Origin of the sequence: Hymenobacter sp. (assembly GCF_036387835.1) — a bacterium.
Lineage (GTDB): Bacteria > Bacteroidota > Bacteroidia > Cytophagales > Hymenobacteraceae > Hymenobacter.
In genome coordinates this window covers 18,416-33,157 of the sequence record NZ_DASVSY010000007.1, presented here as the reverse complement: position 1 = coordinate 33,157, position 14,742 = coordinate 18,416, and the positions used below count along the sequence as shown (strand labels likewise).

Sequence of the window (14,742 nt, the reverse complement as noted above, 5' to 3'; positions counted from 1 at the left end):
TGGCGCCTTAGAGCCTAGGTGCGTTCAGGTATACCCATCGTCAGTATGTATAAAGCCAGGTTCAATCTCTTTACATACTGACAGCCAATACAAAACGAGATAAGCATTACTTTTCTCGAACAGCTTCTTAAAGTCTATCCAGATAAGCAAAGTGTTTGTCATTCCGACATTCCGCGCCTCAAGCGGCGAGAGGAATCTGAGTAGGCTTTTCTGACGGTTCCATTCAGAGTCTTCTCGCCGTTTGAGACGCGGAATGTAGCAATGACAAGACCTATTTGGATGGGGTCTTAGTGCTGGTACACCCGCACGTAGTCGACCTCGAAGCGGTTGGGGAAGGGAGTGTTGCCTAGCTCGCCGCCGTTGTCGCCGCCTAGGGCGAGGTTGAGTAGGATGTAGTGGGGCTGCTGCATGGGGTTGATGCCGGTGCCGTCTTCGTTGACGGTTTCGGTGAGGGGCACCTCGTTCAGGAGCTGGTCGTCGAGGTAGAGGCGAATGAATTGCGCGTCCCAATCCATGCGCCAGACGTGGAATTTGTTGCTCCATTGTGGGTCCGCAAACTCGGTTAGGGGCTTGCTGGTGCTGTGCCATTTGGCGGTGTAGGCTTTGCTGGTACCGGTGGCTACGTTGGCCAGCACCTTGCCCCGGTAGTACTCCATGATGTCGATTTCGCCATTGGCGGGCCACTCCCCTTGCACGCCCAAGGTCCAGAAGGCGGGCCACAAACCCGAGCTGGTGTTGATGCGCCCGCGCATCTCGAAGCGGCCATATTGCCAGCTGTGTAGGCCGTTGGTGTTCAGGCTGGCGGCCGTGTAGGCTATGGCAGGGCGCTTGGTTTTCCAGCTGTTGCTGCCAGCTTGGTAGTTAGGGTTAGGGCGCTGCTCCTGCCGGGCCTCAATGATCAGTGTGCCGTTTTCGCAGCGGGCATTGTCGGGCTGATACCATTGCAGCTCGTTGTTGCGCACGAAGCCGTTTTCAAACTTCCAGTTTTTAGCATCGGGCCGGCCGTTGGTGTTGAACTCGTCGGCCCACACCAGTTTCCAGCTGGCATCGGTGGGCTGGTAGCTGGTTTGCACCACCGGCGTGGTTTGCGTGGTCGGACTTGGCGTAACAGTTCCAAGATCAGGTGAACCAGTTGCCGGTTTCCATTCCAGAATGTACACCGGCTGCGCGGGCAGCTTTTCCAGGGTCTCGCCGTCGCCCTGCCCCGTGCGCTGCACAAACAGGTTGAGCACGCCCGCGTTTTTCCACCGCTCGGTGTCGTAGCTCGGCTCCCAATTGCCAACCGACGTCGTGTTCAGGTCCGTTACCGACCACTTATTGGCAACTAAATCGGTGCAGCACGCTACCGATACCCGGTCCTGGCGCTCGGCGTCGCGGTACACAACGTACACAGTGGGCTTGCCCTTCTTCTCCCCTACCAGTACTTGGGGGCGGGAAATCGGAATTTTCTTGGTGCCGGCTCCGCTCAAGCTAAAGGGCGTGGTGCGTTGGCCTACTTGAGCTGCGCGCCACTGCTTATTAGCCAGGTAAATGAGCTGGTACTGCGGCACGGTGGAACCAGCGGGACGCCAGTAAGTCGCAATGTAGGGGTTGCCTTGCGCATCGGCCACCATCGAAGTCTGATTGATTAACTCGCTACGTTGCGGGATACGACAGGCGTACTCGGCAGTTTTTTCGGTGATGGGCAGCTGGTAGGCTTCGCCGGTGCTCTTCTGCCAGGTTTTGCCGCCGTCGAGGGAGCGGGCGTAGGCCATGTCATGGTTGGAGGCCACGTCGGGCGATTCACGCCACACCCACGACACGTGGATGGTGCCGCGGGCATCGAGCGTGGCTTGCCAGTAGGCATTGCGCTGGCCTTCCCCGTCGATTAGCACGTCGTGCAGGCGGGTCCACTGCTTGCTTTTGGTGCTGTAGCGGTTGAGGACCATGTTGCCATTGCCGGAGCTGCCGTCGCGGTACACAAACAGCAGGTCGCCGTTGGGGAAGCGGTGAAACTCGGGGTAGGTGACGTTCTTCTCGTTCAGGCTAGTCATCGGCAGCAGCGCCGTCATTTCCAACGAACCAGGCTTTACGCTGCGGCAGTAGCGCAACGGGTTGCCGTGGTGGTCGAAGGACATATGCAGGTAGCCGGCCCCATCGACCATGATGCTGATGGTATTGTGCGCGTCGGACACCTTGCCTTTGTAGCTAGTTTGGCGCACCTGCCAGGCGCCGGCCGGCAGCTTGCGCTTGGCCAGCACTACATAGCCCAACGAGTCGTAGTAGGCCGTGTACTGCTGGTCTTGGTGCGTAACCACCGAGTTCTTCCGAAACACCACCCCATTCACGTTGTTGTGGGCCCACCCGTAGCCAACCGGCGTTTGGGCCGTACTAAGCAGGGGCCAGCCTAGGCTGCAAATCAGCGTGAGAAGCAGCAGAAAACGAGCAAACCGAGAGATAATCATTGGGTGGATTGGGTTGCAGAGGATAGCCGTAGCCCCACCCCCGGCCCCCGCCGCTTGATGCGCGGAATCCTGCGGGGGAGGGGTGCGTTCTGGTGGAGCTTGAAGCTTGTGACTTACAGCTTTAGTCGTCTGGCATCCCTCTCCCGGAGGATGTTGAGCATCAAGCGGCGGGGGACGGAAGTTACCTTACGGCTGCGGGGCCTTCTCGTCTACGAGGCGCATGGTGTAGCTGTAGGAATACTTTTTGTCGAGGAGGCGGTACTGGTCGTGGGGCAGGGCGCCCCAGCTGTTGTCGCCCCCGACGCCGCGCTGCTTGAGGTCCACCTGCACGAACACTTGGCCGCGGGGCTTGATGTCGGTGGGGTGCTGCTGCTTCTTGGTGAGGCCGGGGTCGAGGTCTTCGGTACGGTACGGGAGGGCGCTGAAGCAGATGGGTTGCTGCTGGCCTTCCAGACGCAGGCCGAGGCCGGTGGCGTTGCTGAGCGTCACCCAACGGATATCGGTGCGGTAGCCGTTTTCTTGCGGCCGGATGTAGTTGCGGGTGAACTGCCCCGACACTGAATCCTGGTAGAGTCCCATGAAAGCGGCGGTGTTCCGGTCGCTGTAGTTTTCCCACGGGCCGCGCCCGTAGTAGCTGATGCGGTTGAACCGACGAGGCAATTCCATGCGCATACCAAAGCGCGGCATTTCAGGCAGTTCTTTGCCGGTCATGTCGATGGCGGCCGTTACCTGTACGGCCCCGTCGCCCCCAATTAGGTAGGCCACGGTGTAGGGCACGCCGATATCAGTGAGCATATAGTCCACCTTGATAGGCAGGCCGGCCGCCGACTGCTCCCCGACCGTTACGTTTTGCACCTTGCGGGCGGCGTGGGCGGTGCGCCATACGCTTAGGGTCTGCTGCATGCCGCTGCCGAAGTCGTTGTCGGTGGGGGCGCGCCAGAAGTAGGGCTCGGGGTAGTTGCCGACCACCTGCTGGTCGCGCAGGCGGTAATCGACCAGGCGGCCTTGCTTGGTGTCGAACTCGCCGCGGATGTCGCCGGAAGTGAAAGAGAGTTTGTCGCCTTCGCGCTTCACTTGCAGGGTGCCGGTACCCGCGGGCCTGGCGGCGGTGAAGAGCGTGGCGGAGGGAGTAAGCACAAACTGTTCGCGGGCTACTTCGTGGTTGGCAGGTACCAGAGGAGCAGCGGCTTTGGTTTCCGCAAATACGTTGAGCACGTACTCGGTGCCGGGCTGGCTAGCCATAGCAGGCAGTGCTACCTTGATTTCTTTCCGCTGCCGCGGTGCCAGCTTCACATCGAATTTGCCTTGCTTGGCCACCGTGCCGTTGCGAAGCAGCTCCCACCGGAAGTTGTACCCGTCGAGGTTGGTGAACGAGAAGCCGTTGATTACTGTGATGCGCCCGTCGGCGGGTTTGGCGGCGCTGAACCGGATATCCTGGTACACCTTTTTCACTTCCAACAAACCAGGGTGCGGAACACGGTCGGCGGAAACCAGGCCGTTGGCGCAGAAGTTCTCGTCGTTCTGACGGTCATAGCCGCCCAGGTCGCCACCGTAGGCGTAATACCGGCGGCCGTCGGGCGTGCTGGCTTGCAGGCCCTGATCGACCCAGTCCCAGATAAAGCCGCCCTGCATATGCGGACTGCTCCGGATAATATCCCAATACTCCTGGAAGTTACCGTTGCTGTTGCCCATGGCGTGCGAGTATTCGCACATGATGTAGGGCCGCTTCTTGCTGGCATCCTTGGCGTACGAAGCCATATTGTCGACGCCGGGGTACATGGGGCATACAATGTCAGTGTCTACGTCTTCGCCGGCTTGCTCGAACTGCACGGGGCGGCTTGGGTCGCGCTGCTTCATCCACTTGTAGGCGTCGTGGAACACGGGGCCGTTGCCGCACTCGTTGCCCATGCTCCAGATGATAACTGAGGGGTGATTTTTATCGCGCTCCACTACCCGCTCGATGCGGTCCATGTGAGCCGGGGCCCACTCGGGCAGGTAGGCGGGGTGGATGGTCTTGTTGAAGCGGCCTTGCAGCTCGGCGCCGTAGCCGTGGGTTTCAATGTTGGCTTCATCAACCAGGTAGAAGCCGTACTCATCGCAGAGCTTGTACCACAGTTCGTCGTTGGGGTAGTGGCTGGTGCGGACGGCGTTGATGTTGTGTTGCTTCATCAGCTCCAGGTCGCGGCGCATGCCAGCCTCGGTTACCACCCGGCCCGTAGTGGGCTCCAACTCGTGGCGGTTGGTGCCGTGCACTTCCACCGGCACGCCGTTCACGAGCAGCTGCGCGTTCTTGATTTCAACTTTGCGGAAGCCAATCTTGCTGCCCGTTACAGCCACCGGCTTGCCTTGGGCGTCTTCGAGCGTGAGGCGGCACTGGTAGAGGTTGGGCGTTTCGGCGCTCCAGGGCTTCACGTTCTTCACGCTGCCGCTCACTTTTACGGTTTGCGAAGCGGCGGCCCCGGGCGCGGGCACAGCTTGCTGCTGGCGCAATACGGTTTTGCCGCTGGCGTCGAGCACTTCCACCGTCAGGCGGGCTGGGGTACCAGCCGTGGCAGCAAAGTTGCGCACCGTCACGTCGGCACTGAGCTGGCCTTGGCGGTAGCTTGGGTCGAGGTCGGCGTGGAGGAAAAAGTCCCAAATGGTTTGCTTGGGCAAGCTGTAGAGCGCCACGTCCCGGTCGATGCCCGAGAGGCGCCAGAAGTCTTGGTCTTCGAGGTAGCTACCGTCGTGCCAGCGCATTACCTGCACGGCCAGCTGGTTGTCGCCGGGATTGATGTACTTGGTTACGTCGAATTCGGCGGGCGACTTGGCCACTTTGCTCATGCCCACGCGCTGCCCGTTCACATACACAAACGCACAGCCCGAGATAGAGCCGAAGTTGAGCAGCACTTCCCGGCCCGCCCAACCGGCCGGCACCGTGAACGAGCGGCGGTAGGTGCCCACCGGGTTGTCGCGCCCGTCGATGAAGGGGGCGTTGCGAGGAAACGGGTAGGTGATGTTGGTGTAGATAGGAATGCCGTAGCCCTGGATTTCCCAATTCGAAGGCACTTTGATGCTTTTCCAGGAGGCGTCGTTGAAGGTGGGCTGGTAGAAGTCCATGGGCCGCTCGGCGGGCCGGGGCACGAAGTTGAACTTCCAGTCACCGTTGAGCGACTGGTAATAGGGCGAGTTGCGGTAGTTGTCGGCGGTGAGGTCGGCGGCCTTCTCGTACACCATAAAGGTGGCGTGCGGCTTCTCTTTGTTTTGTTGGAACACCCGCGGATTCTCCCATTCGCTGGGCGTGGTTTGGGCAGCGGCCACAGCGCTAGACAACAAAAAAGCAGCCGTAAGAAAACGGGAATCAATCATACGAGGGGTGGGAAAGACAGTATAACGTGAAGTGACAGCTAGAATGGAGCTACAGCCCGATTGGCTTTTAGCCCGCAGAAGACGCAGAAGCAGACAATGGCCTAACGCAGCCGCATACGAATGTTGGTGCAATACTACCCACTACCCCGCAGTATGAGGGGTGTATTTTGGTAGAATACCGGGTATGGATTCGTCACGGCGCGCTAGGCTCCATCAGCCAACAACAGCGCTATTCCCACTTAAACAACACATTTTAAACCTACCATCCAAGATATTTCCCACAGAAAAGCTTGGCCCGCAACCTGGCAAAACACCGAAAAGGCCAGCCGATACAGTATCGACTGGCCTTTTCCGGGTGTTAATGATTACGCTACTTGGTTACCACTACGCGTTGGGTTTGCACCTTACCGTCGAGCAGCAGGCGGCAGGTGTAGATGCCGGCGGCAAGCTTCTGGCCGTTCAGCTCCAGCGAGTAGTCGTGTCCTTCCTGCGCAACGCCGTCGTAGAGCGTAGTCACGAGCTGCCCGAGCGGGTTGAACACTTGCAGCTGCGCCTTGCTGGTACGCACGCTTCGGAAGCGGATGGTGGTGCGCTCGGCAAACGGGTTGGGGTAGGCTTCCAGCGTAGCGGCCAACCCGTTTTTCGCGCTGTTCGTGCTTAGGGCAGTTTTGCCGCCGCGGGCCGCCGTGTTGGTCGGCTCAACGCCATAGAGCAACTGGCCCTGGTAGTACACCGTGATGTGGTCGTTGGCGGCCACGGGGCCGGCCGGGCGGTACGAGTAGTCGTTGTCTTCCACGAAGCTCGACCAGTCGGACTTGGCAACGCGGAACTTGATGTCGCCGGTGGAGCTGAGCGGGTACAACTGGCCCGCGCCGGGCGCAAACCCGAACTCCAGGTAAGCGTCGGCTCCTGCTACGGATGCGGTGCCCGTGGAGGCTTGGTGAGTGACGTTGGCGGCGCCCACCTTGGCCCAATCAACCCAATTCGTAAGGCTGGCCGGGCTTTCGGGGCTGAACCAGTAGCGCACCTTCACGTCGGCGTAGTTGAGGGGCTCGTTGCCGGTATTCGCCAAGGAAATGAAGGTGCTGATGGTGTTGCCGATAGTTGAATGGTTGCGGTTCTGGCTGAGTACCTCCACTGCCTTGACGGGCGCCACGGTGGTTGGCTCGGTGCCCCACACCAGCTGGCCGTTGCGGTAAAGCGTCAGGTGCTCGTTGAGGGCCAGGGCCCTGGCGGCGCTGCTAAAGGAATAGTCGTCCTGCTCGTTGAGGCTGCCTTGCTCGGTGTTGTGGAGGCGCGACTTGATTTCGCCGGACGTACTACCGGCAGCCAGGTCGGGCAGCGCGGCCTCGAAAGTGTACTCTACGTAGCCGTAAGCGCCGTTGCGGGGTTGGGTTAGCGGCACGTAGCGGGTGTGCACCTGGCCGGCCCCGAGGGCGGCGTAGTCGATAACTGCGCTCAGGCCGGTGTAGTTTTCCACGGTCAGCCAGTAGCGGGCCGTCAGCTCGCCGTAGGCCACGGCGCCGGCGCCCTCGTTGGTTAGCTGGAGCACGGGTTTGCTGGTGTTGTTGAGGGGGCGGCTATCGTCGTCGCGGTACTGCACTTTCACGGCGAGCGGGGCCACCGTTAGGGTTTGCTGCACGGGCGCGGCCGGGTAGTAGGTGGCATCGCCGGGCTGCGTGGCCGTGATGGTGGTAGTGCCCACGCCTACCAGGTGCAGTTTGCCGGCTACCAGCTTGGCCACGGTGGTGTCGGAGCTGGTGTAGCTTACCGGCAACCCGGAGCTGGCCGTGGCTCCTACTTCCGAATCAGTATCGGCCTGGCGCTTGGCCAAGGGCGACTCGAAGGCAATGGTCTGCGGCAGGCGGTACACGATGGTATCCTTGGTGCCGGGCGCCGAGGCCAGGCCGCGGAACGCATAGGGGCCGGTGCTGGTCGGCAGGTTGATAACGGCAGTTTGCGTGATACTGAGCGGACTGGTGTAGCTGGCCGCTTTGTCAACGAGCTTCACCAACGACGTGTAGCTGACGCCGTAGAGCGTGGGTACGCCTTTCACCAACGAGCCGGTCAGGTCGCGGAGGGTGTTGTCGGTGAGGCCGGTAATGGCCAAGGTGCCGCGGGCGGTCCAGGTGCTGCCGTCGAACGAGAACTTGTAGAGCACCGGCGTCGGTATCTCGTCCACGAAATACAGCAGGTCGAAGCCGGGCACGTTAGGGTTGATGTCGAACATGGCGAAGCCGCTGGCCTGCGAGGTAGACGTGGTGAGCGGAATGCCGGGCAGGGCCACGGGCGTGGCGGCCGAACCGGGCACGCCGCTGAGCTTCTGCACCTTCGCCCCCGACGGATTCGACGAGGTGAAATACAGCTCGTTGCCGTACACAGCCATCTTTTTAGGGCTAATCACCCCGAAAATACTGCTGGAAGTGCGGGTGCGGACCGAGGCGGTTTGGGGCGGAATCTTGCCGTAGCGCAGCCCCAAGTTGTTGGCGCCGTAGGCAATGTAGGCCGAGGTATCGGTGGCCAGGGCCGTACGCAGCGGACTACCCGAGCCGTCGGAGAAGCCGGTGCGGGTGTTCACGTTGCCTTGCGCATCCACAATAGCCACTACCCGGGCGGCCGTCGAGCCGTTGGGGTTGCCGTTGCCGAAGCCGATGTTGAAAGTAGCCAGCGCCATTTGGTTATGGTCGGGCGACACGCCCACCGGGCCGTCGCCGTTGCCGCGCACCAAAGAGCCCGCCACCCCGAAGTTCGAGCCTTTGTTGCTGGTGGGCAGCGCAATACTGCGCACCAGCGTACCCGTGCGGGTGTACTCGTCCACGAAGACTGGGAGCGTACCGCCTTGAGCAGCAGTCAGGTTACCGTAGCGCACCAGGGCCAGGTTGCCTTGGGTGAAAGGCACGGGCGGCACGGGCACCGGCACGCGCAGGTTAGGATTGTAAGCCATCGGCGACACTTTGTCGCGGTACACCACGCCGGCGGGGTTGAGCACGATGGGGTTGCCGCTCAAGAACATCTGGCGGGTGTCCTGCACCCATTCATACAGCGAGTACCGCTCCACGAAGCTGGTGGTATCGAGCATGGTCAGGAACTGCTGGATTCTTTCGGCCTGCTGCTGGTAGGTGGGCTTGGGGCAGCTGGCGGTGTTGGTCCAGTTGGCGCCGTTGTTCCACTCGGTTATCCAGATGGGTTTGCCGGTACGGTCGTGGATGCCTTTCAGAAAGTCGTAGTACTGGCGGGCGCTCTGGCAGCCGCGGTAGTAGTGCACGGCCACAAAGTCCACCCGGAAATTGGCTGAGTCGCACTTGTCCATAAACGAATAGAGCCAGCCCAAACCGCCGTCGGTAACGGCCGGCGAGCCGACCCGCAAGCCGGAACGCAGCAAGTTGGGCCACTCGGCCACGGCCTGGTTGACGGTCATGTTGGCTTGCTCGGGGGCGTTAGGCTCGTTGAAGCCGAGGAAGTGGGTGACGTTGCGCTTCGAGCCGCTCACGCCGTAGTCGGGCCACCAGCGGGTTTGCCGGATGGGCACGTATTCCTGGTCGAGGGTGGAGTTGTCGTTGTTGTTCCAGTTGTAGTTCCAGGCGCAGCGCAGGGTGTCGGAGAGGCTGTAGCCGCTGGTCCAGCCTTTCTTGGCCACCCACCGCCAGGGCCGCACCAACACAAACGAGATGTTGTTGCGCAGGCCCGTGGGCAGCTGGTTTATCACCACATCCTGGTCGGCGGCAATGTAGACCTTGCTGGTGCCCGAGCCCGTTTCGTTTTCCGCAAACGTAGCCATGTAGCCTTTCTTGAGCCGGAACGAGGCAATGGTGTTGTTGAACGCGCCAAGCTCGGCTGACTTATAGGGCGTGTACAAGTTAAGCGCCTGCGAAGAGCCGCCCAAGCTGGTACCCGTGAAAACGGTCAGGGCCTGGTAGGTGGCCGGCTGGCTGATCAGCACGCAGCCTTGCAGGTACTGCACCAGCCGCACGGTGGTGTCTATCTGCGCCCGTTGCCCGTTCACGAGCACGTGCGCCAAGTAGCGCTTGTTGAAAACCGAAGGCCGGATGTTGTCGAAGTACAGCCACACATTGTCGGAGCGCAAGTCCAGCAAGCTGCCCGCCAGCGGGTTTACCGTGTTGGTGACGTGGTACTCGGAATTGCCACTGATATTCAGGACTTTGTTGGTGATGCTGGCCACCGTGCTGCTGGCATTCACGGCCGGCTCCACGGGCAAGCCGCTGCTGCCAAGCTCCAGGTCGTACAGCTTCCTGGTGCCGTCGGCCGCCGTCAGCTCCACGGCCATATCAGAGGTCAACGGCGCCTGTTTGCTCACCGACTGCCCGGCGCTACCTACCACCCTGAACGTGGCGCCCGGCGTCACCTGAATAGCCGACACCAGTTGAATCACCCGGCCATTATTGGGCAAGTCGTTGACTTTCAGATTCGCTTCGTCTACGGTTCCCAACCAGGCTGCCGTCAGGCCGGCACCAGATTGTGCAAAACCCACGCCGGCCGACAGCCAGCAAAGCAGGAGCAACAGCACCGCACCCGGATGCAGTTTTGACACCCGATGTAAGTTGAAGTTTGTCATATTGGGGGATTTAGGTAAGAACTGGTCGTGTAGTTATTCATGGCCGGCTTGGTGCTTTCCTGCTCGTAAGCAGCACGTTTCCGGCTGCACCCGTCCTGCCTGAACACTGTAAAACTACCGCCTCTCACCCGCCGCTATGGGGGGCATATCACGCAAAGAATGGGGAGGAATTCGCCTCGCCCGAATTGTATTAAGCAACAGCCAATCAGCGTTTATAACTAATAATCAATATCTTATCTAAAACCCCACCCAAGCAAGAGCATAACCATTCACCTCCTGATACCGCAAAGGCCGAAAGGTGAGTGTTTGCTCACCTTTCGGCCTTTGTACTGCTGGTCATTGGGTTGACGTGCTTGTTGAGGACCCCACCCCCGGCCCCTCCCCGGTGGGGAGGGGTGCCAGGCGACAATCAGAAGACTTCTTGAACGCACCCCTCCCTACCGGGGAGGGGACGGGGGTGGGGTAAACAAATGCTCATTCCGACCTCAACTGAAGCACACCTGTCTTCAAGCCTTTGCCGCTGATTTTCAACTGCATGTTGCCGGGCTTGTCGGTGGTTCCTACTAGTGCCACCAGCATCCCCTGAAACGCCTTCATCTTCGGCTCGTGGAACAGTTCCAGACTGGTGGCGTCGCCGTTGGCTGCGGCCCGGAACTTACCGGCGCCGCTTACCGCAAATTGCAGCTGGTTGGTGGCCGTGGGACACAGGTTGCCTTGCGCATCTTCCACGCGGACCGTGACGAAAGCCAGGTCCTGGCCGTTGGCCTTGAGGGTGGTGCGGTCGGCGGTGAGCTTGATGTGGTCGGGTTTGCCGGCGGTGCGCACTTCTTCGGTGGCGGCTTGCTTGCCTTGGGCATCGTAGGCCACTACTTTGATGGTGCCGGGCTCGTATTTCACCTCGTTCCACATCAGGCGGTAGCGGGTTTGGGGGGTAGCGGAAGGGCTTTTGGTTTGGCGGCCCATGCTTTTACCGTTCACAAACAGCTCGGCCGAAGGGTAGCTGGTGTAGCAGAACACGGGCGTGGTTTCACCCTCGCGGCCGGGCCAGGTCCAGTGCGGCAGCAGGTGCAGGGTGGGCGCAGTGGTATTCCAGCGGGCACGGTAGAGGTAGAACCGGTCTTTGGGCAAACCCGCCAAATCCAGAATACCGAAGTACGAGCTGTGCGAAGGCCAGCTTTCGTCGTAGGGCGTGGGCTCGCCGAGGTAGTCGAAGCCCGTCCACACAAACTCCCCGATGACGAACGGCAAATCGTCTTGCTTCACAAACTCCTCGTCGGGCGTCTGCGACCAGTTGCACACCTCCAGGTCGTAGGACGAGGATTGCAGGTTGGGGTACTTCTTCTGCTTGGCCCCCACCACCGGGAACTCGTACACGCCCCGCGAGCTAACCGTGGAAGCCGTTTCGGTGCCGAGAATAAAGCCTTGGGGCAGCTTGCCGTTGGCTGTTTCGTAGCGCATGGGCTTGTAGTTGAAGCCCGCTATGTCGAGCACCGAGGCAAAGTTGTTGTTGATGGCCGCGTCGATGCGGTCCATGCCGGCCGTGACGGGGCGGGTGGGGTCTTCGCGGTGCACGATGTCTTGCAGGCGCTTGGCAATCTTGTTGCCGCCGGGGGCGCTTTGGTCGGGCACCTCGTTGCCGATGCTCCACATAATCACGGACGGGTGGTTCCGGTCGCGACGCACCATGTTCACCAGGTCTTTCTCGGCCCATTGGTCGAAGTACTGGCTGTAGCCGTTTTTCACCTTAGGCGTTTTCCATTCGTCGAACGATTCCACCATCAGCATAAAGCCCATTTCGTCGCACAAATCCACCAGCTCTGGGGCCGGCATGTTGTGCGAGGTCCGGATGGCGTCGCAGCCCATGTCCTTGAGCAAGACCAGCTGCCGCCGCAGGGCCGCCGTGTTGATGGCCGTGCCCAAGGGGCCGAGGTCGTGGTGGTTGCACACGCCCTTGAACTTGCGCGCCTGCCCGTTTAGGGAGAAGCCTTTGCCGGCCTCGAACCTGAACGAGCGGACGCCGAACCGGGTGCTGTACTCGTCGGTTAATTGAAAAGTGGTATCTGCTCTTGCATCCTTAACATACAGCCGCGAAACGGCCTGGTAAAGCGTCGGTGTTTCCGGGCTCCACAGTTGGGGCTGGATAAGGGTAAACGCCTGCTCGCACGAGGGTAAGCCGCTTTGCAGGAGGGTGCTGCTGGTCGCCACCACCTGCCCGCTGGCGTCCTGAATGCTGGTGTCGAGGCGCAACAATAAAACCTTCTGCATGGCGCCGTGGCCGATGTGCTCGTCGTGGCTGCCTTTCACGCTGATTTCAGCGCCTTTGCGGCCAATCAACCGGCCGGCCGGAACGGCCACTTCAGTAACCAGCTTCACTTGCGCATACTCAGCCGTAACTTCGGGCGTGGTGACGTAGCTGCCCCACACCGGAATGTGCACGTCGTTGGTGACGATGAGGTGCACGTTGCGGTAGAGGCCGGCGCCGGGGTACCAGCGCGAGGCCTGGCTTTGGTTTTGCAGGCGGACGGCCAGCGTGTTGTTGTCGCCGGGCTGGAGGTAGGTGGTGATGTCGAAGGAAAACGAGTTGTAGCCGTAGGGCCAGTTGCCTACTTCTTGGCCGTTCACGAATACGCGGGCGTTGCTCATGGCCCCATCAAAAAGCAGCACCGCCCGCTTGCCCGGCCCGAACCCCGGCACCGCCAGCTTCCGCCGGTACCAGCCCGTGCCAATAAAAGGCAGCCCGCCCGTACGACCCGATTTGAGCGTGGCGGCCTTCTCGTTGTTCTGCTCGATCTTCACTTCCTGCAAGTCGTTGTTGCCGTCGAAAGGACCATAGATGGCCCAATCGTGGGGCACCCGCACGGTTTGCCAGCTGGCATCTTCGAAGCCGGGGGTAGCCGCCTCGGGCACGTCGCCTTTCTTGAACTTCCAGTTGGTATCGAGCAAGAACTCCTGCCGGACTTGCGCCTCAGCTGGCAAGGCGCTCAGCAGAGCCAGCAAGAGAAAAGGCACAATGTGCAGCACACGGCGCGGAAAAGTGTGGTTCATAGAGTAACGAAAGAGTAAGCAGGCAGATCGGAGAAGGCTATTCCGGCCGAAAACTGCAACGATTCAGCTGCATCGGCATCGGGTACTCACCTGCTTAGAGCCGTTGCACGCTGTAGAGACGCCACACATGGCGTCTCGTCGTTGCTGAGGCTGTTTAGCTTGCCGGTGGTGGCCGCGCCGCGTAGCGGTACAAGAGGCGCTGGCAGGTCTTGCACCGCTACGCGGCGCTCTGGCACTTGGCGCTTGTTTTCTACAATCCTGAGGCCGCTATGCGGCCGCCGCAAAGACATTAGGCGAAGGCTAAACAACCTCAGCAACGACGAGACGCCTAGTGTGGTGTCTCTACAGCGTCATCAGAATGCAGCCAGACCCAAAGGCAACGCTGCTTTAGCCAATGCAGCACTACTTGGCGGCAGGCTTTTGGCTGCTTGCGGTACTCGTCTTGGTTGGCTTCACTAACTCGAAAACCTCAACGGGCAAGATGTTGCCTTGCGCGTCGAAGCGCATGGGCGAGAGATAGGTTTCGCGGTTGTAGCCGTTGCCGCCCGGAATCTTGAAGCGGTGGTAGGCTATTACCCATTGGTCGGTGCCGGGGACTTGCAGTACGGAGTGGTGGCCCGCACCTTTCACGCTGCCCCGCCCCTTCAGCACCGGGTTTTGGGGGGCTTTGGTGAAGGGCCCGAGCGGCGAGTCGGCGGTGGCGTAGGCCACGGAGGAGCGCGGGTCGCGGGTGTCGTACTCCGACCACATGAGGTAGTACTTGCCCTGGCGCTTGAATACAAACGAGCCTTCATTGTAGCCCGGCGGCTTGAACTCCACCACGGCAGCCGCGTCGAACGATACCATGTCGGGGTTCAGCTTCACCGCGTGGCACCGCCATAATAATAGTAGTACTTGCCGTTTTTGGTGGCGATGGCCGGGGCCCACGCCCGCTGCGTGGCCCACGTCAGGTCGCGCGGCAAATCCAGAACAACGCCCTCATTCTTCCACTGCATCAGGTCCTTCGACGACCAGCACGTAAACGAAGTAGACAGCCAGCCCTCGGTGCCGTCGGTGGTGGGGTACAGGTAGAAGGTGCTGCCAAAGGCGGTCAGATGCGGGTCGGCGTACACGCCGGGCAGCACAGCCGCCGAGGCCTTCAGCGTATCGGTTGCCAGCCCTTAGGAGAAGCCGGCCATAGAAAGCCCGCAGGCCACGAGCAAGAAGAGGGGAAAGCGCATAGCAATACAAGTAAGCAAAGCCCCATCACCCGGGCCCGACTAGCGGCCCGACAGGTTCCCACTCCTGCCGGGCGCGCTACTTCCGAAGAAGCAAAGCATTCCTTTCTAGATA

The 14,742-nt window shown here is 60.7% G+C and carries 6 protein-coding genes and 1 pseudogene; all 7 read right to left on the bottom strand.

The features are described from left to right. Positions 1-287: 287 nt before the first annotated feature. Positions 288-1,076, bottom strand: coding sequence for a glycoside hydrolase family 16 protein (locus tag VF639_RS25295; RefSeq protein WP_414654646.1), 789 nt, complete (start codon positions 1,074-1,076; stop codon positions 288-290). A 426-nt stretch (positions 1,077-1,502) separates the two neighbouring features. Beyond that, positions 1,503-2,444: pseudogene (locus VF639_RS25290) on the bottom strand (BNR repeat-containing protein); the annotation flags it as partial. A gap of 186 nt (positions 2,445-2,630) precedes the next feature. Continuing rightward, positions 2,631-5,792 carry a beta-galactosidase, LacZ type gene (gene lacZ / locus VF639_RS00800; protein ID WP_331143997.1) on the bottom strand — a complete coding sequence of 1,054 codons (3,162 nt, stop codon included), beginning with the start codon at positions 5,790-5,792 and terminating at the stop codon, positions 2,631-2,633. Between the two features lie 370 nt (positions 5,793-6,162). Continuing rightward, a complete protein-coding gene (locus VF639_RS00795) occupies positions 6,163-10,365 on the bottom strand; it encodes a glycosyl hydrolase (protein WP_331143996.1) in 4,203 nt (1,400 codons plus the stop codon). Positions 10,366-10,839: 474 nt separating this feature from the next. Beyond that, entirely contained in the window at positions 10,840-13,410 is a 2,571-nt protein-coding gene (gene galB, locus VF639_RS00790) for a beta-galactosidase GalB (protein WP_331143995.1), read from the bottom strand. A gap of 402 nt (positions 13,411-13,812) precedes the next feature. After that, on the bottom strand, positions 13,813-14,274 hold the full coding sequence (locus VF639_RS00785) for a family 43 glycosylhydrolase (RefSeq protein WP_331143994.1): 462 nt from the start codon (positions 14,272-14,274) through the stop codon (positions 13,813-13,815). Continuing rightward, complete coding sequence (locus VF639_RS00780; RefSeq protein ID WP_331143993.1) at positions 14,271-14,534, bottom strand: family 43 glycosylhydrolase; 264 nt, start codon at positions 14,532-14,534, stop codon at positions 14,271-14,273. Before VF639_RS00780 ends, VF639_RS00785 begins: the two co-directional genes overlap by 4 nt. Positions 14,535-14,742 lie beyond the last annotated feature (208 nt).

Excerpts from the sequence above, each read along its gene's own strand:
- VF639_RS00795 (WP_331143996.1), bottom strand. The coding sequence starts at position 10,365 with ATGACAAACTTCAACTTACATCGGGTGTCAAAACTGCATCCGGGTGCG.
- galB (WP_331143995.1), bottom strand. The coding sequence starts at position 13,410 with ATGAACCACACTTTTCCGCGCCGTGTGCTGCACATTGTGCCTTTTCTC.
- lacZ (WP_331143997.1), bottom strand. The coding sequence starts at position 5,792 with ATGATTGATTCCCGTTTTCTTACGGCTGCTTTTTTGTTGTCTAGCGCT.